Raw genomic sequence first — 22,599 nt, 5'->3', positions numbered from 1 at the left:
TCGAATGGAGACCCCGATGCCCGCTCCCCTGATGCAGATTTCCACACCCGACGTCTTGCCTGCATCCGCTGATTGCGTCGTCATCGGCGCGGGAATCGTCGGCGTCAGTGCGGCCTACTGGCTTGCAAGGGCCGGCAAGTCCGTCGTGCTTCTGGAAAAGGGCCTGGTCGGCGCCGAACAGTCGAGCCGGAACTGGGGCTGGTGCCGGCAGCAGAACCGCGACGCGCGCGAGCTCCCGCTGTCGACCAGGAGCCTTGCGCTGTGGGAGGAGATGGCCGCCGACATCGGCGAGGATCTCGGCTTTCGCCGCTGCGGGCTTCTGTACCTGTCCAACACAGAGTCCGAGCTTGAGGGCTGGGCCGCCTGGGGCCGGTTCGCCCGCGGCGAGGGTATCGACACGCGCATGCTGGGCGCGGCCGAGGCGACCGGGCGCGGCGCGGCCACCGGCCGGAGCTGGCTCGGCGGCGTCTGGTCGCCGACCGATGGCATTGCCGATCCGGCGCGGGCCGCGCCGCTGATCGCCAAGGGCGTCGGCAAGCACGGCGGCCGGGTCGTGCAGAACTGTGCAGCCCGCGGGCTCGAACTGGCGGCGGGTGCGGTTTGCGGAGTGATCACCGAGCGCGGCGTGATCGCGACCCGACAGGTGGTGATGGCGGGCGGCGCCTGGGCCGGCAGCTTCCTGCATCAGTTGGGCGTCACCTTTCCCCAGGCGGCCATCCGCAGTTCGATCCTCTCGGTAGCGCCGGGGGCCGAGGGCGTGCCGAGCGCCCTGCACACGGCTGCGGTCTCCGTCACAAGGCGTGGCGACGGAGGCCATACGCTTGCGATTTCGGGGCGCGGACACCTCGACCTGACCCCCGGCGCCATGATGGGCGCAAAGGATTTCCTGCCGATGTTCGCCAAGCGCTGGCGCGCGCTGCGCCCGGGCGGGCTGCAGGGATGGCGCAGCGGGTTCGAGACCCGCGCGCGGTGGGCGATGGACCGGGAGACGCCGATGGAGCGGATGCGCATTCTCGATCCGCGCCCCTCGCAGGCGCTGGTCGCGGAGACCTTGCGCCGCGCACGCCGCCTGCTGCCGGCCCTGCGCGACAGTCCGGTGCAGGCGAGTTGGGCCGGCTATATCGACACCACCCCCGACGGCGTGCCGGTGATCGACGCCGATGTCGGGATTGGCGGGCTGATTCTTGCCGCCGGTCTGTCGGGGCATGGCTTCGGCATCGGCCCCGGGGTCGGCCACCTTGTCGCCGATCTGGCGCTGGGGCGGCCGCCGATCACCGAGGTCGCGCAATACCGGCTCGACCGTTTCCGGCAGAGCCAATGGGGCAAGGTCGCGAAGTTCTAGACCCGCACCGTCAACCGGCCGATAGGAAATGCCGGAAGGGAAGTCTCGCGTTTGCCCCTCGCGACGGGTTCCGCCATCGCGTCGCCCACGCACCGACCCCGTCGAACACCAACAACGTGAGGCAGGCGCCGCCTCGGGCCGGAAACAGGCCGGGGCTGTCTCCATCTATCCGCGACCCGGAACGATGACATGCATATGGCTTTCCTCTCGCCCGTATTCCTGAATGCTGAAGTCAAACAGCGCAGGGGCAAGCTGTCCAAGACCGGTTACAGGTCACCTCATAAGCCATGCCTATGGATGCAGGCGCCCACGGAGGGGCTCGGGCACGTGCCGTCGTAGTTTGGTTTGAGCCAGATCCGGAGTCACCGCGACGTGTCTTGCGCAGGCCGGACGCAGGCTCCTGCGGGTTCGCTACCGGTCAAAGGCCCATGGTCCATGCCTGCGTAAATGGACGGCGAACCTGCCGGAGTGAACCGGTCAGGTGGCGCTCTGCATCCTTGCCTTGATCAGGGCATCGGCGATGTAGAGATCCTGCAGTGCGATCCCGGAGCTGTCGAAGACCGTGATCGCGTCGTCGGATTTGCGTCCGGCTGCAGTCCCCTTGATGACGTCGCCGATGGCAGTAAGGGCGATTTCGCCATTGGCGACCCGATCGCGGATATGCTGAAAATCCCCGATCATGACCGATTGCGACGGCAGGTCGCAAAACAGATCGGCGGTTGCCATGAGTTGGGTCGGCAGTTCGTGCTTTCCAGGAGCGTCCGAGCCCATGCTGGCAACGTGCGTGCCGGGCCGGACCCAGCCTGCCTCGAACAGGGCTTCGCGCGCCGGCGTTGCGGTAACGACGATATCCGACGAGGACACCGCCTCCTCTGCCGCGGCGACCCGCGCATTCAGGCCGTTCGCCCGCAACAGCTCCACGAAGGCGTCGCGCCGCTCCGAAGGCCGGGCGACCACATGGACGATGTCGATCGGGCGGATGCGCGCGAGGGCCAGGACCTCGTAGCGCGCCTGGTTTCCGGCCCCGAATATCGTCAGCGTCCGGGCATCCTTGCGGGCCAGGAGATCGGCCGCCACGGCATCGGCGGCGGCCGTCCTGTAGGCATTTGCGGTCCCCGCCTCGACGACGGCGCTCAGTCGGCCGATCTCCTGGTCGAGCAGGACAATCGTCGAATTGTGGCGCGGCAACCTGCGTTCGGGGTTCTTGGACCAGAACGAACCGACCTTCACGCCGGTCAGATGGTCCGAGGAGCCCGACTTGATCGAGAAGGTGTTGGTCGGCGAAGCGGAACGGCCCAGCACGGCAGGAAAGACGCGCCCCTCGGCGCTCACGGCCGCCACAAGTGCTGCGCGAACGGCCTCATAGGCGATTTCGTGCGAAATCAGCGCCGCGGAGTCTTCCTCGCTTATATAGATCATGGCTGGTCCCTCTGCCGAGCTCAACAGGGGCGCGTCCCTTGGCGCCCCGGACTTCGTGCGCAGCAAAGACCTCGCCAATCCACCGCCCGGCCCGGACCATGATCCATGACTCACGCCGGACGCGCGCAATGACGCACCATCGAGCATGTTGATACGCTGGTCCTCTTAGACCAGAATGGCCTGCACAGGTGATGCCGCCCTGTCGCGGAAAACAGATTAATCCACCAAATAGCCAGGTCAAAAAAGCACAGAAATGTGTGGCGGCGCGGGGAAACTGGCTGAACATTCCTGACTTCAAAGTGGAGCATGACGCGGCTTCCGATAGGGCGGATACCTGGACACTCATGAGCAATGAAAGCTGCGAAATTGCGCTGGTGAAGCTGGACAACCGGCATCTCGAAGGCGCCCTGAAACTTTCCCAGGAGTTTTCCTGGCCTTACCGGCTGGAGGACTGGCAGTTTGCCGCTCAGGTCGGTGAAGGCGTGGTTCTCGAACGGGACGGAGAGGTTCTCGGGACGGCTCTCTGGTGGTGCTATGGAGCGCGGTACGCCACCGCCGGCATGATCATCGTGACGGCCAAAGCGCAGGGCGGCGGCCATGGGTCGCGGCTCTTCGACGCGTTGCTGCAATCAACCAAAGGCCGAAACGTCCTTCTCAATTCCACGGAACAGGGGCTGCCGCTCTATCGCCGCCGCGGCTTCGAGCCCTGGGGCATGGTGCACCAGCATCAGGGGATCCTGGCCGACGTTCCGCAGATCGACCGGAGCGACGACATCCGCCCGGCGACGGCCGACGACCTGGCAGCAATCCAGGCCCTCGATGAACGGGCGATCGGAATGCCGCGCCAGCATCTGGTCGCCGCGCTTCTCGGCGCCGGCGAGGGTCTCGTGCTCGTGCGCGATCAAGAGATCGCCGGCTATGCCATCTGCCGGCGGTTTGGACGCGGATACGTGGTTGGCCCCGTCGCCGCCGCCAGCATTGAGGACGCAAGACGGTTGATCTGCGCGCACCTTGTCAAACTGCGCGGCCGGTTCGTCCGCATCGATGTGTATGCCGATGACGGATTGAGCGACTGGCTCCGAGAGCTCGGGCTCCCGTTGGCCGGCGAGGCCGTGTCGATGGTACATGGAACCACACCCGCCCCGGTCGCCCCCTTCCACATGTACGCGGTTGCGAACCAATCTTTCAGTTAGGATGATGACGATGGACACCAAGCAGGTTGACCCCCAGACCAAGGGCGGAGCCGCGACCATAGACGACCTGATCACCCCGACGCTGCTGCTCGACCAGGGCAAGCTCGATCGCAACATCAAGCGGCTTGCGGATCATGTCGGCAAATTCGGCGCCGTTTTGCGCCCGCACATGAAAACCGCCAAGAGCATCGATGTCGCCCGGCGGATCTATCCCGGGGAGCCGGGCCCGATCACGGTCTCGACCCTGGCCGAGGCCGAATATTTCGCCGGTTATGGCTTCAAGGACATCACCTATGCCGTGGGCGTCTCTCCGGCCGCAGCCGTGCGCGGGCTCGAACTCAGCCGTCGCACCGGGGCCAATGTGAAATTTCTCCTCGACACGGTGGACCAGGCGGATGCGCTTGGCGAAGCGGGCAGGAAGACCGGCGTCACCCCATCCGCCTTCATCGAACTCGACGTCGACGATCATCGCGGCGGTCTGAAACCGGCCGATCCGGCCCTCATCGCCGTTGCCGACCGGATGAAGGCCGCGGGGGTGGATCTCGTCGGCGTGCTGTCGCATGCAGGCGAATCCTACGCGCTGAACACCCGGGAAGCGCTGGTGGCGGCCGCCGAGAACGAACGCGCCGCCACCGTGCGCGCCGCCGACATCCTCAGGGCACACGGCCACGCCTGCCCGATCGTCAGCCTGGGCTCCACGCCGACGGCGCATTTTGCCGAGAATCTTGACGGCGTCACCGAGGTGCGCGCCGGCGTCTACATGTTCTTTGATCTTGTCCAGCACGGCGTCGGCGTCTGCACGCTCGATGATCTGGCGATCTCGGTGCTTGCCACCGTCGTCGGCGCCAAGCCGGACAAGGGCTGGATCCTGGTGGATGCGGGCTGGATGGCCCTGTCGCGCGACCGCGGGACCTCCAGCCAGAAGATCGACCAGGGCTACGGCATCGTCTGCGACGAGAAAGGCCGTGTCTATGACGACGTGATCGTCGCCCAGGCAAGCCAGGAACACGGCATTCTGGCCCTTCGCCCGGGATCGACCGAAGCCATGCCGGACCTGCCGATCGGCGCGAGGGTGCGGATATTGCCAAACCATGCCTGCGCCATGGCGGCCCAGCACGATTTCTACAGTGTCGTGAAGGGCGAAAGCCCCGCCATCCAGGCGCGCTGGACCCGCATGCGCGGCTGGTAATCCGTCGCGCGATGATCCCAGCGCTTCGCAAGAATTTTGATTGGCCAACCATCCCGTGACATTTCGGCCATCCCCGATTTCCGCCGACAGTCGGCGCCTGTTTCGCCATGAAGGATATAGACCCATGACCGCAGCTCTCGAACATCTCGTCGCCCACAACAGGCTGGGGCAGTTCTTCATTGACGGGCGCTGGGTGGAGGCATCGGGCGCCGAGAAAGGCGCCGTCACCAACCCGGCCACCGGGGACGTGATTGCCCATATCGCGTTGGGCGACGCGCAGGATGTCGACAGGGCTGTGGCTGCGGCGCGCCGCGCCTTCCGGGCCTGGTCGCGCACCACGCCGCAAGAACGCGCCGAACTGCTCACCCGCCTGCTGTCGATCCTGGAAAGCCGCAGCGAGCTGTTCGCCGAGTGCCTGACGGCGGAAATGGGCGCCGCCATCAGCTATGCGCGCACCGCCCAGGTGCCGCTCGCGCTTGCGCATGTCAAAACCACGCGCGACGTCCTTCTGTCCTTCCCGTTTCTCGAGCAGCGCGGCCATACGGCGATCGTCCGCGAGCCGATCGGCGTGTGCGGGCTGATCACGCCCTGGAACTGGCCGCTGTTCCAGATCACCGCCAAGGTGTCCCCCGCCCTGGCCGCGGGCTGCACCGTGATCCTGAAGCCGAGCGAGCTTGCGCCGCTCGATGCCTTGCTCTTCGCGGAGGCTGTCGAGGAAGCGGGCTTTCCGGCCGGTGTCTTCAATCTTGTCAACGGCGACGGCCCGGTCGTCGGGCAGAGGATGGCTTCCCATCCCGACGTCGACATGATTTCCATCACCGGCTCGACCCGCGCCGGCATCCTGGTGGCCCAGGCCGCCGCGCCGACCGTCAAGCGGGTGGCGCAGGAACTCGGCGGCAAGTCCCCCAACATCATCCTCCCCGATGCGGATCTCGAGCGCGCCGTCTCGCTCGGCGTCGCCTCGGCGTTCCGCAATCTCGGTCAATCCTGCAGCGCGCCGACGCGCATGATCGTTCCCCGGGCCCTGCTGCCCGAGGTGGAAGCGATCGCCGCCCGGGCCGCGTCGGAAATTGTGGTCGGAGATCCTCTTTCTCCGACAACGACCCATGGTGCGATGGCCAACCAGGCGCAATTCAACCGTGTGCAGATGATGATCGAGACCGGCCTTGCCGAAGGCGCGAAGCTGCTCACCGGCGGCGCAGGCAGACCGGACGGGCTGACGGCCGGGCTTTATGCAAGACCGACGATCTTTTCCGAAGTGCGGACGGACATGCAGATCGCCAGGGAGGAGATCTTCGGACCGGTTCTCTGCATCATCCCCTATGACACGATCGAGGAAGCCATCGACATCGCCAATGACACTGTCTACGGCCTTGGCGCGCAGGTGCAGGGCAAGGACATGTCCGTCGTAAAGGACGTTGCCGCACAGATCAGGTCCGGCCAGGTTCATCTCAATTATCCGGCCTGGGACCCGCAGGCGCCGTTCGGCGGCTACAAGCAGTCCGGCAACGGGCGCGAATACGGCCCGGAAGGCCTGGCCGAATATCTCGAAGTCAAATCGATCCTTGGCTATTTCGACTAGGCGTTCACCCGGATCGCCGCCGCTACGCCCATCCGGACGCTAGATCCTCACGCGTCGGGTCCGGCCGTGACCTGCGCCAATTCCCGCCCGGCCGTTTGTCCGCCATGAGCTATCAAGGAAAAGCCAGATGAGTGTGCCCGGCGCCGTTTCGCACCCTGAGGAGCGGCCCTGGCTGGGAGCCTCTCTGAGAGTGCTGGCAGGACTGCTTTTCGCGGCCATGTCGGTCTGTGTGAAGAGCCTGTCAGGTTCGATCCCGCTCGGTGAGATCGTCTTCTACCGGTCGCTGTTTGCCCTCATACCCCTGGTCCTGTTCCTCTGGCTGCGGTCGGAGCTTCCGTCCGGACTTGCAACGCGTCGGCCCCTCGGCCACCTGCTCCGCTCCGCTCTCGGCGCAACGGCCATGTTCACGTCCTTCGCCGCAATCGCCCGCCTGCCGCTCGCCGAGGCGACGCTGCTCGGCTATCTGGCGCCGATCTTCACGGCCATCGCCGGCGTCTTCATCCTGTCAGAGCGGATGACGGCGGGACGGGCCAGCGGGGTGGTCATCGGTTTCGCCGGCGTCCTGGTGCTGTTCTGGCCCGAACTGAGCGGAGGCCAGATTTCCGGCGACCGGCTGGCGGGCTATATATTGGGTCTTCTCACCGGTGTCTTGACCGCGTTCGCACTGATCATGATCCGGCGCCTGAACCGCACCGAGAGCGCAGGCGCCATCGCCTTCTACTTCATCGTGACCTCGATGACATGCGGGCTTGCGACCCTGCCCTTCGGCTGGGTGATGCCGGACCTGACGGGGTTCGTGCTGCTGGTCCTGGCCGGACTGTTCGGCGGGTTGGCGCAGATCGCGAGCACGGTGGCGTTTCGCAATGCGGAAGCATCCTTCCTGGCGCCTTTCGACTATTTCGCGATCATCTGGCCGCTTCTGGCCGACCTGCTGCTCTTCAATCAACCAATTTCATCGGCCTTCCTCGTGGCGCTGCCGCTTGTTCTGGCCGGCGGTGCAATCACCGTCATGGGGCGCAAAAAGATCTAGCGGCTCGAGCGGAAAGCTCAATTGCCTCTCCATAACGCGAAGATCCGCCCCGACATGCCCGGGGCGGATCCTTGTGCTTTTGACCGACAACAGCTTGGAGAGAGTGTCAGGACGCGGGCGTCAGGCCGACCCTAAAGACCGCCCATGTGGAAGGCCTTGACCTCGAGATATTCCTCGATGCCGAGCTGGCCGCCTTCGCGCCCCAGGCCCGATTGCTTGACGCCGCCGAACGGCGCCACCTCCATCGAGATCGCGCCCGTGTTGAGGCCCACCATGCCGAATTCCAGCGCTTCGCCGACGCGCCAGGCGCGGCTCAGGCTTTCGGTATAGAAATAGGCGGCCAGGCCGAACGGGGTTCCGTTGGCGATGCCGATGGCTTCTTCCTCGGTTTCGAAACGGAACAGCGGCGCCACCGGCCCGAAGGTCTCTTCGCGCGAAAGCAGCATCTCGGTGGTGGCGTCGGTGAGAACCACCGGCGCGAAATAGTTCGATCCCGGCTCCACCGAACGCTCCGCGGTTTTGATTTTCGCACCCTTGATGATGGCGTCGGCGACGTGGCGCTCGATCTTTTCGAGTGCCGCGCTGTTGATCATCGGCCCGATCGCCACATCCGCGCCGGTGCCGGGCCCGACCTTCATGGCATCGACGCGCCTGGTCAGCCGGTCGGCAAAGTCATCATAGACGGAGCTGTGCACCAGGATCCGGTTGGCGCAGACACAGGTCTGGCCGCCATTGCGGAACTTCGAGACCAGCGCGCCCTCGACCGCCAGGTCGAGATCGGCGTCTTCGAAGACGATGAAGGGCGCATTGCCGCCCAGTTCGAGCGACAGCCGCTTGATGCTGTCCGCGGCCCCCTTCATCAGCAACGCGCCGACGCGGGTCGAGCCGGTGAAGGAGATCTTCCGCACCGTCTCGCTGGCCATGATCTCCGCGCCGATGGCGGTAGGCAGTCCGGTGACGATGTTGATCACGCCGGCCGGGATCCCGGCCCGCTCGGCGAGGACCCCGAGCGCGAGCGCGGAAAAGGGCGTGAGTTCGGAGGGCTTGATCACCACCGTGCAGCCGGCGGCCAGCGCCGGGGCGACCTTGCGCGTGATCATCGCATTGGGGAAGTTCCACGGGGTGATGATGCCGCAGACGCCGATGGGCTGCTTGAGCGTGACGATCCGCCGGTCGGAGGTGGGAGCGGGAATCGTCGACCCGGACACGCGGCGCGCCTCCTCGGCGAACCATTTGACGAAGGAGGCGCCATAGGCGATCTCGCCGCGCGCCTCCGACAGGGGTTTGCCCTGCTCGGAAGTCAGGATCTGCGCGAGATCCTCGAGATGGGCGAGCATCAGCGCATGCCAGGCCTCAAGCAGGGTCGCGCGCTGGGCGGCGGTCCGGCTCTTCCAGTCGGCATAGGCAGCCTCGGCCGCCGCGATCGCCGCCCGGGTGTCGCTCCCGTCCATGTCCGGCACGGAGCCGATCGACTGCCCGGTCGCCGGGTTCATCACGTCCAGCGTCCTGCCCGAGCGGGCTGCGACCCATTCTCCACCGATCAGGGCGCTCTGGCGCAAAAGCGCCTGTCCAGTCATTGCGTTCAACTCAATTCTCCTGATGTCAGTCCAGCGCTTCAAGCACTGCTGCGGTGATTGCCGAAGTCTTGTCCTTGCCCGGCGTGGCCCCGATGCCCTTTCCGGTCGCCGCCGCGATGGCGTTCATCACCCGGCCCGCCGCCGGCCTTTCGCCCAGATGCTCGAGCATCATCGCGCCCGACCAGATGGTGGCGATCGGGTTGGCGATGCCCAGATGAGCGATATCGGGGGCGGAGCCGTGCACCGGTTCGAACATCGACGGCACCGAGCGGTCCGGATTGATGTTCGCCGATGCGGCGAACCCCAGCCCGCCCTGGATTGCGGCGCCCATGTCCGTGAGGATATCGCCGAAGAGATTGGAGGCGACGATGACGTCGAGGCTTTCCGGAGCCATGATCAGGCGCGCCGCCAGCGCGTCCACATGGTAGGAGGTCACCTCGACATCGGAATATTCTGCGGCAAGTTCGCGGGTGACTTCGTCCCAGAAGACCATGGAATGCCGCTGCGCATTCGACTTGGTGACGGATGCCAGGCGCCCGCTCCGCTGCCGCGCCTGTTCGAAACCATGGCGAAGAATGCGCTCGACGCCGCGCCGGGTGAAGATCGAGGTTTCGACGACCACTTCCGAGGGCGTCCCTTGATGGACCCGCCCGCCCGCGCCGGAATATTCGCCTTCGGTGTTCTCGCGAATGCACAGGAGGTCGAAATCCGTCGCCTTCAGGGGCCCGTTGACGCCCGGCAGCAGCCGGTGCGACCGCATGTTGGCATACTGATCGAAAGCCTTGCGGATCGTCAGCAGAAGGCCGTGCAAGGACACCGAATCCGGCACTTCCGCCGGCCAGCCGACCGATCCGAGCAGGATGGCGTCGAAGGAGCGCAGGGTTTCGATGCCGTCGCCCGGCATCATCTGGCCGGTCTCCTTGTAGTAGGTGCAGGACCAGGGGAAAGTGGTTCCGGAAAGCCCGAAACCACTCTGCGCTGCCACCTTGCTCAACACCGCCCAGGCGGCGTCCACCACGTCCGGACCGATGCCATCTGCCGGGATGAGAGCGATGTCGTAGCTTTTCATGTCATCAACCCTTTTCGCGCGCGCCGGTCAGGTGACGGTGACGTAGATCTTGCGCACGGTCTCGATCGTCTTCCAGACGCCGACGAAGCCCGGCTTCATGACGAAGCTGTCGCCGGCGCGATAGACGACCGGTTCGCCGTCCTTGGGCGTCAGTTCGATAACGCCTGCGAGCAGATGGCAGAATTCGAACGTATCGCCCTTGATCGAGTGGGTGACGCCCGGCGTTCCCTCCCAGACGCCCGTCTTGACGGTGCCGTCCTTGGCCTCATCCATCGGCCAGCTCTTGAAATGCGGATCGCCCGAAATCAGACGGTCGGGCGCAGCCACCGATTCCTTCGGCGCGAAAGTCGGGTTGTGGTCAATCCTGTGAATGCCGGTCATGAGTCTTCCTTTGGTTGTTCAGTAGTTGCGGGTGCGGTCGACAAGACCGATGAGATCCTGATCCTGAAGATGTCGGCGAATGTTGTCGCTCACGGCTAGTGCCGCGGTGGTGGGCTGGGTGATGCTGGCGATGTGCGGCGTCAGCACGATCCTGGAGTGCGACCAGAAAGGGTGGGCGGCCGGCAATGGTTCGGGCTCGGTGACATCGAGCACGGCGGCCGACAAGTGGCCCCGGTCCAGCGCATCGAGCAGGGCCTGGTGATCGAGGTGCGCTCCCCGACCGACCTGGACGAGCGAGGCGCCTTGCGGCAATCGGGCGAGCAGCCCGGCATCGAGCAGGCCGGTGGTCTCCCCGGTGAGCGGCAGAAGGCAGATCAGGATATCGCTGGTGGCGATCAGCTTCGCAAAGCCCTCCTCGCCGCTGAGACAGGTCACGCCGGCGATGTGCTTGGCGCTGCGGCTCCAACCGGAGAGCTCAAAGCCGAACGGCGCGAGGCGTTCGAGAACCGCCTGCCCGAGAACCCCGAGGCCGAGCACGCCGATACGCCTTTCGGCGGCTTGCGGCTGGGCTATGACTTGCCATATAGCCTTGGCCTGCTGATCCTTGTAGCCGACGAAATTGCGATGCAGCATCAGGACCGAGAGCGCGACATATTCCTGCATCATGCGGATGATGCCGTCCTCGACCATGCGGACGAGCTTCACATTGGCCGGCAGAGTGTCGAAAGCGATCTGATCTATGCCGGCGCTCGTCGAGAACATGATCTCGAGATTGGGGTAGCGGTCGACATCCGCCGGCACTTGCCAGCTCAGAAGATAGCGCACCTCTTCAGGATCCACGGAGGCCGGGTCCAGCGAGAGCGGGATCTCCGGCAAGGCGCGCTCGAAAACCGCCGCAAAGGCAGCGGCGCGGGCAGAGTCCAGGTTACAGAGCAGCGTCATGGGCGGCCTTTCTCATCCTCGCGGCATGGTAATCGGGAGATCCTCCGGACCGGTGCCGTATGACCGCGAAAATCAGATAGAAAGTGCGGTCTGGGCGATCGATTAAGCAAATCATGCGGGTGGTCTCTGGGATGCCGGCCTCAGCCGAAGACGATGTGGAGCGCGCCTGTGCCGCACCGCGGGGACGGACTCCTGAACGGACTTGGGGTTGCGTCCTCGCGGGGACAATGACCGGCATTCCCGGCCTGCATGCCGAGGGTCGCGGCCCCCGGCATGCGCGACCCTTGGCCTGCCGGCCTTAACGCTGGTCCCATTTGTCGAGCATGCCGTAGTACCAGACCGCCAGCGGAAGGAACCACGGCTTGCCGTTGAAGAAGGGGCGGGAGTTGAACTTGAGGTCCGAATAGACCGTCTTGCCGAGGTCGCTGCCCAGCATCTGGTGCGCCACCCTGCTTCCCAGCCAGCTCGCGCGCGCCACGCCGGTGCCATTGTAGCCGCCCGAGAAATACATGCCGTCGATCTGCTCGACATGCGGGAAATGATCGAAGGTGAAGCCGAGCTGCCCATGCCAGTAATGGCTGATCCTGGTCTTCTCAAGTTCGGGAAACACCTTGAGCATCAGGCTTCGGATATAGGCTGCATTGGCCGTGTTGACCTTGGGCCTGCCGCTCATGTCGAGCACCCTGCCGCCAAAGATGACACGCGTTCCATCGGGCGAAGGCCGATAGTAGGTGACCACGCGCTGGCTGCCGGCGAGCATCCGCCGCTTCGGCATCAGGCGATCCATTACTTCGGGCGGTAGAGGTTCGGTGGCGATGATGCCGCTTCCAACCGGGATGATGCGACGCTTGAGATAGGGCAGCAGCGAGCCGCTGTAGCCATTGGTTGCCATCAGGACCTGCCGCGCAGTGACGTCGCGGCCCCGGACCTTGAAGCTGTACTCGCCTGATTTCGGCTGAAGATCGGTCACGCGGGCATTGCTGTAGATCTTCACGCCGAGCCGCTCGGCGGCCTGGGCGAGACCCTTGACATATTTTCCGGGATGGATGCCGGCATAGCCCGGCATGACGATGCCGCCGTGATAGAGGTCGGTGCCGATCTCCGCATGCTGTTCGGACCGGGGGACGAGATAGGCGTCGCAGTCGATCACCTTCTGAATGCGGTCGATGTAGCGACCGAGCCCATCATAGATGCGCGGGGTCATGGCGCCCTTGAAATAGCCGACAACCTTCAGGTCGCAGTCGATATTCTCGGCGGCGACAACGTCCTTGACGTGCTGCAGGGAGAGGAAGCTCTCCTCCACCACCCGGCGCGCGACGCTTTCGTTGTAGCCCATGCCGGTGTCGAAGAACGCCCAGCCGGGACCGAGCAGACCGCCGTTGCGCGAGGAGGCGCCCCACCCTGGTGCATCTGCCTCAAAGACGGAGACCTGCTTGCCGGCCCGCGCCAGCACCAGCGCGGCATTCAGGCCGGTGAAGCCTGCACCGATGATGGCGACCTCCGTCTTGGCGGGAATCGCGGCGGCCTCTGCGGCATCAGGCATCGCCGCATCCCACCAGTAAGGCGTGTCGACGGCGTCAGGAGAAAAGAACGGCGCATTCAAACTGGACATTTTGATAGCTCACGATGGAAGGATGCGACGCAGAAAATCCTGCGTTCGCGGGTTTTGCGGGCGGACCAGCACCTCTTGGGGAGGCCCATCCTCAAGAAGCACGCCGCCGTCGAGAAAGATTACGCGATCGGCGACGTCACGGGCAAAGCCCATTTCGTGGGTGACCACAACCATGGTCATGCCTTCATCGGCAAGAGAGCGCATCACGCCCAGCACTTCGCCGACCAGCTCCGGGTCGAGCGCCGATGTCGGTTCGTCAAACAGGATGGCGTCGGGCTTCATGCCAAGCGCGCGGGCAATTGCCACACGTTGCTGCTGGCCACCGGAGAGCTGTGCGGGATGGGCGTCGATCTTGTCCGCCAGCCCGACGCGCGCCAGCAGGTCCCTCGACCGCTCAAGCGCTTCGGCGCGCGGTTCGCCCTTCACATAGATCGGCCCCTCCGCAACATTCTCGAGCGCCGTGCGGTGCGGGAACAGATTGAAGCGCTGGAACACCATCGACACCCGCGTCCTGATGCCGCGAATGCCGTTGCGATCGTTGCGGTCGACCCTTGCGCCATGCACCAGGATTTCACCGCCTTGATAGTCCTCGAGGCCGTTGATGCAGCGAAGCAGCGTTGACTTGCCCGATCCGGATGGGCCGATGAGACAGAGAACCTCCCCCTTGGCAACCGACGTGGACACGTCACGGATGACTTCATGGGGCCCGTAGGATTTGCGGACGTTCGAAAGCGAAATGAGAGTCATCGTGGTTGCCTCAGGCTCTTTTCGAGCCATCCGTTGAACGCGGTCAGCGGAAGGCTCATCGCCAGATAGAGAAGTGCTACCAGCGTGAAGATGGTGGTGTTCTCGAAGGTCGACGACGCCAGCAGTTTGCCCTGCAGGGAGAGATCGGCAACGGTGATGGTCGATGCCAGCGACGAATCCTTCAAGAGCATGACCATCGTGCTGCCGTAGGGAGGCAGAGCCACCTTGATGGCCTGCGGCAGGATGACACGACGCATGACCATGCCCCACCCCATGCCGATCGAAAGAGCGGCTTCCGACTGCCCGCGATCGATCGCTTCGATGCCGGAGCGGAACACCTCGGCCATATAGGGGGAGTAGGCGATGCCCAGGCCCAGGATCGCCGCCTGGACAGCGCTCAGCGACAGCCCCAGGTCGGGGAACACGAAGTAGATGTAGAACAGCGTGACAAGGGCGGGAATGCCCCGAACCACGATCACAAAGACGCGGCTGATGGCTGAGAGTGAGCGGATGCCGCTCACTCTCATGAATGCCAGAACCAGGCCAAGAACGGTGGACAGAACGAAGCCGCCAAGCGTGACAAGGACTGTGAGATACACGCCCTGCAGCAGGACTGGCAGGTAAAGTTCCGATTGCTCAATGAAGTTTAGCATGGTCCTGACCGTCTATTTCAATCAAAGACCCCACTTCGCCAGGATCTTGTCCAGACGGCCGTCTTCCTTGATCGCTGCAAGGCTTTTGTTGATCTTGTCCTGCAGCTCGGCATTGCCCTTCTTGACGGCAATGTTCACCGAGCCCACGACGCTGGGGACGTAGGACTTGACCAGCCGCACGTCGGTGTATTTGCCCTGCGACAGCAGGTAGCCCAGGATCGGGTAGTCGCCGACGCCCGCGTCGACCCGGCCGTTCGCGACATCGCGCAGCACGTCGGGAAGCGCATCATAGGCCCTGACTTCGGCAAACAGGCCGGAAGCCTGGAGCACGTTGAGGTAGTTCGTGCCGATCTGCGCACCGATGCGCTTGCCCTTGATATCCTCGAGGCTGGTGTAGTCCGTGGCATCCGAGCTCGGCACGATCAGGCCTTCGCCGTAGCGGTAAACGTCATTGGTAAAGTCGACGACCTTGCCGCGCTCGGGCGTGGCCGACATCGCTGCCGCAATGATGTCGATTTTTCCGGACGACAGGGAGGGCACCAGCGTCGAGAAGGGCATGGCCTGAATCTCGGGCGTGAAGCCGACATCCTTGCCGACCTCTGCGATGAGGTCGACCATCATGCCCTGGATCGTGTTCGTCTCGGCGTCGAGGAAGGTAAACGGAACGCCGGTCGGGGTCGATCCGACCTTGTAGACGACATCGGCGTGGGCGGGAACGGATCCCAGCATCAGCGCCAGCGAGAGCAATGCGGTCTTGAAATTCATGATATTCCCCTGGTTACATTATTGAGCGGACAGCGTGTCCCAAGATTTGCGTTTGTGGCGCGCGACACGCCACGGCGAGTGCGCAGAATTGCTCCTGCATGACCTTCCCACACACACGGCCGCGACGTGACCGGATGGCAAGGAGTCCGAAGCATGCAGGCGCCCGAACGAACGCTGCATGGCTTCCCTCACGATCCGGCCGGAGCCGCTGTCGTTATCAATGGAGCTATGGCCGAAACCATTGCTAATCCGGGTCAACGCCATATTCAAGACAAAATGTGCAGATCTGGACTAATTGTCCAATTCCGGCTTTCCTGGCGGCCCCGTAACCGTTAACAGAGCTTGTACCGGACAGTTTTTTATAGTGAATCTGGGCCTGTTTTCAGAACAAGATGACGTAGCCCAGGTCCGATCGGTACAAGCTGCCAGCCAGCGGAGGGAATTGAAATGAAGACGACGCGGTCCCAACAGGGCGACCATGCCTTGCTCGAACAACTCGACCATATCGCCAGGGGACTGGCCGAAACTCTCTCGCCGTTTTGCGAAGTTGTGGTGCACGACCTGACACATCCCAGGAATGCGATCATGGCGATCTACAACAACCTGTCCGAACGCAAAATTGGCGATCCCGCGACCGAGCTGGGCCTGGCGCGCATACGGGATCGGGACTTTCCGCAGGTGATTGCCAATTATGCGAATGCGTTTCGCGACGGCCGCCGGGCCAAGAGCACCTCGATCGGAATTCGCGGCATTGGCGGCGAATACGTTGCCGCGCTTTGTCTCAATCTCGATCTCACGCTGTTCAACACTGTCCAGAGCGCCATCACCGAATTCACCAAGGTCGATGTCCAGGGGCCGCCCATGGAATCCCTGAGCCCGGCGAATGTGGAGGCGCTGCACGACGCCATCGAGCAGTATGCCGCGCGCCGCTCCAAGACGCCGCGCTCCTTGAAAGCCGACGAGCGCAAGGCTCTCGTCAAGGATCTGAAAGCTGCAGGCTTCATGGACATGCGGCGCGCGGTCGACACGGTGAGCGCCTATCTGGGCGTCTCCCGGTCCACTATCTACGTCGATGCGCGGGACTGACGGCCTGCGGTCTTGAGGGTAGTCCGCCCTGCCTCCGCCCGTTTCCAACCGCCGCGCGACACCGGCATCCGGCCGGATCGGACGAAGCCTCAGTCGTCGCCGCGGCGGACAAGGGCGGCGACCGGGGCCGGACGCACCGGTGGCTGTGCCCGCAGCCGCCCGACCTCGGCGGGACCGAGCCCCGCAGCCGCGGCGATCAGTTCGGCGCCGGCAAGTTGGCAATAGCGCCCCTGGCAGCGCCCCATTCCGACGCGACCCAGCGATTTGACGCGGTTCGCCTCGGCGCCCGAGAATGGCACCGTGGCGCGCAGCTCGCCGGCTGTCACGCCCTCGCAGCGGCAGAGCACGGTGTCGTCAGGCAGACCGCGCACCATCTGCGCCGGCCAGGGAAAGGCCAGGGCGATGCCTTCGGCAAAGCGGCGCATCCTGCCCAGACGCTTGAGGTCCCGCGATTGTGCGGCAGGGTCGGCGGGCAGGCCGAGATCGGCGAGGCAGGCCCGAGCCGCGACTCGCCCGGCAAGCTCGGCGCCGTCTGCGCCAAGGATGCACTGCCCGTCTCCGGCAAGATACAGGCCCGTGCCAGCCCGGCCCTCGCCATCGGTGCGCGGCAGCCATTGCGCCCATGTCTCGGACCAGTCGAAAGCAACCCCGGCAAGATCGGCCAGCGCCGTCTCGGCCCGCAGGTGCCAGCCGAGCGCGACGGCATCGCATGGGGTGGAATGGCTGCGTCCGGACGCATCGCGCCAATGCAGCGCTTCGGGACCGTTCGGGCCGATCCCGATCCGATCCAGCCTCACGCCCGCGCGGTAGCGTGACCCGAGCCGGGCGCGAAGCAACATGCCGCGCGCGGTGACTGCCGGCCGCGCCAGCGCCATCTTCACTCCGCCACGGAGCTGCGACGCCAGGGGCGCGGTGTCCAGCACGGCCACCACGTCGGAACCGGCCTTCAGGAGCTGCGCCGCGACCAGGGTCAGAAGCGGTCCGGAGCCCGCCAGCACGATCCGCCGCCCCAGCCCGACGCCCTGCGCCTTCAGCGCGATCTGCGCCGCGCCCAGCGTATAGACACCTGCCGCTTGCCAGCCCGGCACCGGGGCTACCCTGTCCATCGCGCCGGTGGCCAGGATCAGCCGGTCGAAGGCGGAACTTTCCCCGGCCTCAGGCCCTACCAGATGCGCGATGCCATCCGAAAGGCCCACGACCGTGCGGTTTGGCAAATAGTCGACGCGGCCCTCCGCGACAAGCGCATCGAACAGCCCGTGCAGCGCAACCGCCTTGCCTGCTTCACTGCCGTAGAGCACCTTCGCGGGGCGCGAGAACTCCTGCGGCGGACGGCGGTAGATCTGCCCTCCGGCGCGAGCGCCTTCGTCGACAACCACAGGGCGGAGCCCGGCTCCGGCGATTTCAGCGGCGGCGCGAATCCCCGCCGGTCCGGCGCCGACGATCATCACCCGGGTCATGACAGGTCACCCGGCCAGGTTTTCGGCGGATCCGTCAGCAGACGCATCCCTTCTCTGACAGGGGTGGAACAGGCGCGAAGACGCGGCCCGTCCTCCTGCCACATCCAACAATCCTGGCAGGCTCCCATCAGGCAGAAGCCCGCGCGCCGCTCGCCACCGAATTCGGCGCTCCGCAGGCTGCCGGCGGACAGCAGCACGGCGGTCAGGACGCTATCGCCCTGCATTGCCTGCCGCTCGACGCCGTCGAGATGGAAATTCAGCGGCGCCCGATTGCCCTCGGCGAGGCGGATCAGCCGACCCTGTTCAGCCGAGGAAGCCACCGTGCTCACTCGGCCGCCGCAGCCAATGCCGCGGGGCGCGGCAGGTCCGGAAAGCGCGCGCAGGTTTCTTCAAAGGCGGCGCGAACGCCTTCGGCGCCTGCCCGACCGGGCATCCGGCGGAAGATCTCGGTCTTGACGAAGAACCGCCAGTGGATCGGCAGCGCCGCCAGCAAGGTGGTCAACAGGTCATAGGCGGCATCATTCCATTGCGTCTCATAGGCGTTTCGCTCCGGGCCGAAGTGAAAATGCCCCTTGTGCGGGATCGCTTTGGACCGCAACGCGGCGGTTGCCTGCTCGTCCACCTCTCCGCCTGTCAGCACCACGCCATACTCGCTTCGTGCCGCCGGTTCCGAGACATAGCCCCGCGCCACGTCCTTCGCCACCCGCCAGGGCTCGCGCAGCATCGGGTCACCGCGTCCGCCGCCGCCGGCCGAGCGGACCTCAAGCACGTCCCCCGGCTGCAATATCGCCGTGTCGATGCTGCCGAGCCGCCGTTCGTCGGCCGTGCCGGGATTGACCACCATGTCGGACAGGCCCGCGGCGCGTCCGCCGAGCACGCCCCAGGGGCGGAAGCGGGAGCGGTCGCGGTTGCGCGCGGTGATCCGCGTGTCGGGAGCGAAGACGCGGAAAGCCATGTCGGTTGCCAGCCCGCCGCGCCAGCGGCCGGGTCCGCCTGAATCCTGCGCCAGACCGTATTTCAGGAATTCCACCGGCACCTCGGTCTCGGTGATCTCGATCGGCGTGTTCTTGAGATAGGCGGCATCGGCGCCCGAACCGTTGGTGCCGTCGCGGCTGGGCATTCCGCCGCCGCCTCCCACCACCGGGTTCACTGCCGCGATGATCGCCATCCCCGTGCGCTCGTCATGGCTCTTGACGTTGATGATGCAGTTGTTGCCCGCAGGCGCCGCCGGCATCCGGTCGGGAATCGCCTGGGAGAACGCCCCGAAAATGACCGAACGCAGCCGCGCGCAGGTGAGCGACCGCATCCCCACTGCCGCCGGCGACACCGGGTTCAGCACCGTGCCTTCGGGCGCGATACAGGTGAAGGGCCTCGTCAACCCCGTGTTCAGCAAGAGGCGGGGATTGAGCGTGTAGAGCACGTAGTAGACGCCCACCATCAGCACCGTGTGCCGCGGGTCGCCCCCCGAGGGCACGTTGAGAGAAGAGCCGAGCTGCGGGTCGGAGCCGGTGAAATCGAGCACCGCCTCGTCCCCGCGAATGCGCAGGGTAAGCTTCAGCCGGCAGGGATTGGCAAAATCACTGTCCTCATCCGCGTAGTCGGCGAAGACATAGTCGCCATCCGGGATGCCCCGCAGGATTTCGCGGGCCTGCGCCTCCGACTGGTCCTTGAGCGCGGCAACGCCGGACAGGAACCCCTTCTTGCCAAACCGCTCCAGCATGGCGTGGACCTTGCGCTCGCCGGTGTTCAGGGCGCCGACCAGCGCCTTGATGTCGCCGATGTTGAGCGACGGCTTGCGCACATTGGTTTCCATGATGCGCAATATCATGTCGTCAAACACGCCTTCGCGCACCAGCTTCATCGGCGGGAAACGGATGCCCTCCTGGTATATCTCGGTCAGGGAGCGCGACAGCGAAGCCGCCACCGCCCCGCCCATGTCGGTGTTATGGATGTGGCCGCCGGTCCAGGCGACGATCTCGTCTTCGTAGAACACCGGCTTCCACAGATGCGTGTCCGGCGTATGGGTCGCCACGAAGCAGGCATAGGGATCATTGGTGAAAGCCACGTCGCCCGGGCGGTAGTCCTGCACCATGTCAATGGCGCGGCCATAGGTCAGGCCGGGATACCATGTTGCGCCCAAGTCCATCGGCACGGCAAATGTGTCACCGGCCACGTCCATGAGCATGACCGTGAAATCCTGGGTCTCCTTGACGAAGGCTGAATGCGCCGTGCGGTGCAGCGCCAGAGCCATGTTCTCGGCAGCAGCGCGGGCGTGGTTTGCCAAAACCTGGAGCGTCATCTTGTCGTACATCGGGATCACTTTGCCAAATTGAGATGGATGTTGAGGTGGCGATCCACCCGGGCCTGCGCGCCCTCCGGAACAATGAACGTCGTGTCCTCCTGGGCAATGATCGCCGGCCCGTCGAAGGTGGCGCCCCCCGAGAGCTGGATCCGATCGTAAAGCGGCACGTCGCGAACTCCGCCAATATAGACCGGAACGTGCCGCGTCGGACGGGCCTCCGACGGGGCTTCGCCCTCTTCGGGGAAGTTCGGCTTCGGCCCAGCCCCTATCGCCGAAAGCCGCAGATTGATCATCTCGACCCGGCCCTCCGGATCGTCGTAGTCGTAGATCAGCCGGTGGTTGGCGTGAAACGCGTCCGCGATGCGGGCGGGCTCCTTCAGCCAGTCGGGATCGAGTACCGTCTCGATCTCGTAGCTCTGTCCGGCATACCGCATGTCGGCCGTCAGCTTGAGATCGGCGACCCCGGAATAGCCTTGTGCCTTTAGCCATTCATGTCCCTCTTCCGCCAGTTCGCGGAAGGCGATGCCAAGCTGTCCGGATACCTCTGCGTCGAGTTCGGTGAAGATGGTGCGGATGAAGTCACCGCGCATGTCCGCAACCAGTCCGCCGAGCGCTGAAACCACCCCGGGGCGGCGCGGCGCCAGCACGCGGGTCATCTTGAGTTCGCGCGCGAGGAACGCGGCGAGCATCGGCCCGCCGCCGCCGAAGGGCATCAAGGCGAAATCCCGCAAATCGACGCCTTCGCGCGAGGAGAGTTTCTCCACCTCGACGAACATTTCCGACACCGCGACGTCCAGAATGGCCTGCGCGGCCTCTTCCGCGGTCTGGCCAAGCCTGTCCGCCAATGCGCCGACAGCCTTGCGCGCCAGCGCGGCATCGATCTTCAACTGGCCGTAGGCCATGTCCGAATGACCGAGCCAGCCGCAGACGACCATGGCGTCGGTCACCGTCGCCTGCGTGCCGCCCCGCCCATAGGCCGCCGGGCCGGGAAGCGAACCGGCCGATTCCGGACCGACGCGAAGAAGTCCGTGGCTGTCCACCGTGGCGATCGATCCGCCGCCGATGCCGATGGAACTGACAGAGACCGAAGGAATGTGCAGCGGGAATTCCCCGATCAGCGCATCGCTTCCGTATTGCACGCCACCGTCGACGATCAGCGCGAAATCCGAAGAGGTGCCGCCGATGTCGAGGGTAAGGATGCGTTGCTCGCCCGCCTGGCGTGCGAGCCAGGCAGCGCCGATCACGCCCGAGGCGGTCCCCGACAGGAGCATCGAGACGCAGTTGCGGCGTCCCTCGCTGGCGGTCATCAGGCCGCCGTTGGACTTGGTCAGCAGCGCCCGCGCGGGCACGCCGCGCGCGGCCAACTGGTTCTCCAAAGCGGCGATATAGCCGGAAACGCGCGGATGGACATAGCCGTTCAGGATCGCGGTCGACGTGCGTTCGTATTCGCGGATCACCGGCCAGACATCGGACGACGTGAACACGAACAGATCCGGCGCCTCGGCCTCGATCATGGCCTTGACCGTGGCCTCGTGCCGGCCGTCGCGCCAACTGTGCAGGAATGCGATGATGATGCCTTCGGCGCCGGATTGACGCGCCTTGGCCACGGCCTGGCGAACCGCCGCTGCGTCCGGGGCGATCACTTCGCTTCCGTCCGCGCGCATTCTGACCGGAATGCCGAAAATCCTGTCCCGCGCGATCAGCGGCTCCGGCCGGTGACAGAACAGCGAATACATCTCCGGCATCCCCAGGCGGGCCAGTTCGATCACATCCTCGAAGCCTGCATTGGTAATCAGCGCGAGCGGCGCGCCGGCGCGTTGCAGGATGGTGTTGATCCCGACCGTGGTCCCGTGCACGAAGCGGCTGATCGCCGTCGGGTCCAACCCTTCGCGCTCCCGGAGCAGGTCCAATCCGACAAGCAGTTCCGCGCCCGGATTGTCCGGGGTGGTCAAGACCTTCAGCGAGGCGATCTGCCCCGTCCGGGTCTCAAGGGCGCAGAAATCCATGAAGGTGCCGCCGATATCGACGCCGATCTTCCAGTCTGCCAGCGGAGCGCTGCTGTTCATGAGCTAAAACCTTTTCCAATGTGTCCCGGTGACCCCATCAAAAAGCGGCTCCGATGTCCAAGTCGCATCGCGGCATCCTGCATAAGGAATGCTTATAGACTTTTAGAACAGGTGCTTCGGAACCGCTTGCAGACGACCTCTGCCAGCCGCAGATGGCCGCTGGCACGCAACTCCCCACCGCGGTCAG

The 22,599-nt window shown here is 65.1% G+C and carries 19 protein-coding genes; 6 read left to right on the top strand and 13 right to left on the bottom strand.

Annotated elements, in window-relative coordinates:
• Positions 1-16: 16 nt before the first annotated feature.
• Positions 17-1,342, top strand: coding sequence for an FAD-binding oxidoreductase (locus LL06_RS10260; protein WP_035525765.1), 1,326 nt, complete (start codon positions 17-19; stop codon positions 1,340-1,342).
• 477 nt (positions 1,343-1,819) lie between these two features.
• Here the strand turns inward: LL06_RS10260 and LL06_RS10255 are convergent, their stop codons facing one another.
• The gene (locus LL06_RS10255) at positions 1,820-2,908 is read right to left on the bottom strand and encodes an ornithine cyclodeaminase family protein (protein ID WP_345775678.1); all 1,089 of its coding nucleotides are present in this window, start codon (positions 2,906-2,908) and stop codon (positions 1,820-1,822) included.
• Between the two features lie 197 nt (positions 2,909-3,105).
• Between LL06_RS10255 and LL06_RS10250 the strand changes: the two genes are divergently transcribed.
• The 4 genes from LL06_RS10250 (at position 3,106) to LL06_RS10235 (ending at position 7,755) form a co-directional block, all read left to right on the top strand.
• Positions 3,106-3,954 carry a GNAT family N-acetyltransferase gene (locus LL06_RS10250; protein WP_035525762.1) on the top strand — a complete coding sequence of 283 codons (849 nt, stop codon included), beginning with the start codon at positions 3,106-3,108 and terminating at the stop codon, positions 3,952-3,954.
• 10 nt (positions 3,955-3,964) lie between these two features.
• Entirely contained in the window at positions 3,965-5,143 is a 1,179-nt protein-coding gene (locus LL06_RS10245) for an alanine racemase (protein ID WP_035526129.1), read from the top strand.
• Positions 5,144-5,267: 124 nt separating this feature from the next.
• Positions 5,268-6,725 carry an aldehyde dehydrogenase family protein gene (locus LL06_RS10240; RefSeq protein WP_035525760.1) on the top strand — a complete coding sequence of 486 codons (1,458 nt, stop codon included), beginning with the start codon at positions 5,268-5,270 and terminating at the stop codon, positions 6,723-6,725.
• A 127-nt stretch (positions 6,726-6,852) separates the two neighbouring features.
• Positions 6,853-7,755 carry a DMT family transporter gene (locus LL06_RS10235; protein ID WP_035525759.1) on the top strand — a complete coding sequence of 301 codons (903 nt, stop codon included), beginning with the start codon at positions 6,853-6,855 and terminating at the stop codon, positions 7,753-7,755.
• 131 nt (positions 7,756-7,886) lie between these two features.
• On the opposite strand, the gene LL06_RS10230 is transcribed toward LL06_RS10235, so the two are convergent.
• The 8 genes from LL06_RS10230 to LL06_RS10195 all read right to left on the bottom strand — a co-directional run bounded on the left by LL06_RS10230 (position 7,887) and on the right by LL06_RS10195 (position 15,501).
• Positions 7,887-9,332, bottom strand: a complete 1,446-nt coding sequence (locus LL06_RS10230; RefSeq protein WP_035525757.1) for an NAD-dependent succinate-semialdehyde dehydrogenase — start codon at positions 9,330-9,332, stop codon at positions 7,887-7,889.
• Between the two features lie 25 nt (positions 9,333-9,357).
• Positions 9,358-10,401, bottom strand: a complete 1,044-nt coding sequence (locus LL06_RS10225; RefSeq protein ID WP_035525755.1) for a tartrate dehydrogenase — start codon at positions 10,399-10,401, stop codon at positions 9,358-9,360.
• Positions 10,402-10,428: 27 nt separating this feature from the next.
• A complete protein-coding gene (locus LL06_RS10220) occupies positions 10,429-10,782 on the bottom strand; it encodes a cupin domain-containing protein (protein WP_035525754.1) in 354 nt (117 codons plus the stop codon).
• Between the two features lie 18 nt (positions 10,783-10,800).
• The gene (locus tag LL06_RS10215; RefSeq protein WP_035525753.1) at positions 10,801-11,724 is read right to left on the bottom strand and encodes a glyoxylate/hydroxypyruvate reductase A; all 924 of its coding nucleotides are present in this window, start codon (positions 11,722-11,724) and stop codon (positions 10,801-10,803) included.
• Positions 11,725-12,022: 298 nt separating this feature from the next.
• Positions 12,023-13,267 (bottom strand): FAD-binding oxidoreductase, encoded by a 1,245-nt coding sequence (locus LL06_RS10210; protein ID WP_244447095.1) that lies wholly within the window; start codon positions 13,265-13,267, stop codon positions 12,023-12,025.
• A 78-nt stretch (positions 13,268-13,345) separates the two neighbouring features.
• On the bottom strand, positions 13,346-14,113 hold the full coding sequence (locus LL06_RS10205) for an amino acid ABC transporter ATP-binding protein (RefSeq protein ID WP_280114107.1): 768 nt from the start codon (positions 14,111-14,113) through the stop codon (positions 13,346-13,348).
• Positions 14,080-14,736, bottom strand: coding sequence for an amino acid ABC transporter permease (locus tag LL06_RS10200; RefSeq protein WP_035525748.1), 657 nt, complete (start codon positions 14,734-14,736; stop codon positions 14,080-14,082). Before LL06_RS10200 ends, LL06_RS10205 begins: the two co-directional genes overlap by 34 nt.
• 21 nt (positions 14,737-14,757) lie before the next feature.
• Positions 14,758-15,501, bottom strand: a complete 744-nt coding sequence (locus tag LL06_RS10195; protein ID WP_035525745.1) for an ABC transporter substrate-binding protein — start codon at positions 15,499-15,501, stop codon at positions 14,758-14,760.
• A gap of 447 nt (positions 15,502-15,948) precedes the next feature.
• On the opposite strand from LL06_RS10195, the gene LL06_RS10190 reads away from it, so the two are divergent.
• The gene (locus LL06_RS10190; protein WP_035525743.1) at positions 15,949-16,587 is read left to right on the top strand and encodes a helix-turn-helix transcriptional regulator; all 639 of its coding nucleotides are present in this window, start codon (positions 15,949-15,951) and stop codon (positions 16,585-16,587) included.
• A gap of 89 nt (positions 16,588-16,676) precedes the next feature.
• On the opposite strand, the gene LL06_RS10185 is transcribed toward LL06_RS10190, so the two are convergent.
• The 4 genes from LL06_RS10185 to LL06_RS10170 are packed head-to-tail and all read right to left on the bottom strand — an operon-like array spanning position 16,677 to position 22,412.
• A complete protein-coding gene (locus LL06_RS10185) occupies positions 16,677-18,044 on the bottom strand; it encodes an FAD/NAD(P)-binding oxidoreductase (RefSeq protein WP_035525742.1) in 1,368 nt (455 codons plus the stop codon).
• Entirely contained in the window at positions 18,041-18,373 is a 333-nt protein-coding gene (locus tag LL06_RS10180; RefSeq protein ID WP_244447094.1) for a (2Fe-2S)-binding protein, read from the bottom strand. The genes LL06_RS10185 and LL06_RS10180 overlap by 4 nt, the downstream gene beginning before the upstream one ends.
• Positions 18,370-20,355: a hydantoinase B/oxoprolinase family protein gene (locus LL06_RS10175; protein ID WP_035525740.1), complete on the bottom strand. Its 1,986-nt coding sequence runs from the start codon at positions 20,353-20,355 to the stop codon at positions 18,370-18,372. Before LL06_RS10175 ends, LL06_RS10180 begins: the two co-directional genes overlap by 4 nt.
• 5 nt (positions 20,356-20,360) lie before the next feature.
• Positions 20,361-22,412, bottom strand: coding sequence for a hydantoinase/oxoprolinase family protein (locus LL06_RS10170; protein ID WP_035525738.1), 2,052 nt, complete (start codon positions 22,410-22,412; stop codon positions 20,361-20,363).
• Positions 22,413-22,599: the final 187 nt, after the last annotated feature.

The organism is Hoeflea sp. BAL378 (assembly GCF_000759435.1).
In the GTDB taxonomy this organism is placed as follows: domain Bacteria; phylum Pseudomonadota; class Alphaproteobacteria; order Rhizobiales; family Rhizobiaceae; genus Hoeflea.
Note: the sequence above shows the minus strand (reverse complement) of the source record. Positions and strands in the feature narration are given on the sequence as shown.

Excerpts from the sequence above, each read along its gene's own strand:
- LL06_RS10205 (WP_280114107.1), bottom strand. The coding sequence starts at position 14,113 with ATGGCTCGAAAAGAGCCTGAGGCAACCACGATGACTCTCATTTCGCTT.
- LL06_RS10245 (WP_035526129.1), top strand. The coding sequence starts at position 3,965 with ATGGACACCAAGCAGGTTGACCCCCAGACCAAGGGCGGAGCCGCGACC.
- LL06_RS10260 (WP_035525765.1), top strand. The coding sequence starts at position 17 with ATGCCCGCTCCCCTGATGCAGATTTCCACACCCGACGTCTTGCCTGCA.
- LL06_RS10215 (WP_035525753.1), bottom strand. The coding sequence starts at position 11,724 with ATGACGCTGCTCTGTAACCTGGACTCTGCCCGCGCCGCTGCCTTTGCG.
- LL06_RS10170 (WP_035525738.1), bottom strand. The coding sequence starts at position 22,412 with ATGAACAGCAGCGCTCCGCTGGCAGACTGGAAGATCGGCGTCGATATC.
- LL06_RS10250 (WP_035525762.1), top strand. The coding sequence starts at position 3,106 with ATGAGCAATGAAAGCTGCGAAATTGCGCTGGTGAAGCTGGACAACCGG.
- LL06_RS10175 (WP_035525740.1), bottom strand. The coding sequence starts at position 20,355 with ATGTACGACAAGATGACGCTCCAGGTTTTGGCAAACCACGCCCGCGCT.
- LL06_RS10240 (WP_035525760.1), top strand. The coding sequence starts at position 5,268 with ATGACCGCAGCTCTCGAACATCTCGTCGCCCACAACAGGCTGGGGCAG.
- LL06_RS10200 (WP_035525748.1), bottom strand. The coding sequence starts at position 14,736 with ATGCTAAACTTCATTGAGCAATCGGAACTTTACCTGCCAGTCCTGCTG.
- LL06_RS10195 (WP_035525745.1), bottom strand. The coding sequence starts at position 15,501 with ATGAATTTCAAGACCGCATTGCTCTCGCTGGCGCTGATGCTGGGATCC.
- LL06_RS10210 (WP_244447095.1), bottom strand. The coding sequence starts at position 13,267 with ATGCCTGATGCCGCAGAGGCCGCCGCGATTCCCGCCAAGACGGAGGTC.
- LL06_RS10225 (WP_035525755.1), bottom strand. The coding sequence starts at position 10,401 with ATGAAAAGCTACGACATCGCTCTCATCCCGGCAGATGGCATCGGTCCG.
- LL06_RS10235 (WP_035525759.1), top strand. The coding sequence starts at position 6,853 with ATGAGTGTGCCCGGCGCCGTTTCGCACCCTGAGGAGCGGCCCTGGCTG.
- LL06_RS10220 (WP_035525754.1), bottom strand. The coding sequence starts at position 10,782 with ATGACCGGCATTCACAGGATTGACCACAACCCGACTTTCGCGCCGAAG.
- LL06_RS10230 (WP_035525757.1), bottom strand. The coding sequence starts at position 9,332 with ATGACTGGACAGGCGCTTTTGCGCCAGAGCGCCCTGATCGGTGGAGAA.
- LL06_RS10185 (WP_035525742.1), bottom strand. The coding sequence starts at position 18,044 with ATGACCCGGGTGATGATCGTCGGCGCCGGACCGGCGGGGATTCGCGCC.
- LL06_RS10190 (WP_035525743.1), top strand. The coding sequence starts at position 15,949 with ATGAAGACGACGCGGTCCCAACAGGGCGACCATGCCTTGCTCGAACAA.
- LL06_RS10255 (WP_345775678.1), bottom strand. The coding sequence starts at position 2,908 with ATGCTCGATGGTGCGTCATTGCGCGCGTCCGGCGTGAGTCATGGATCA.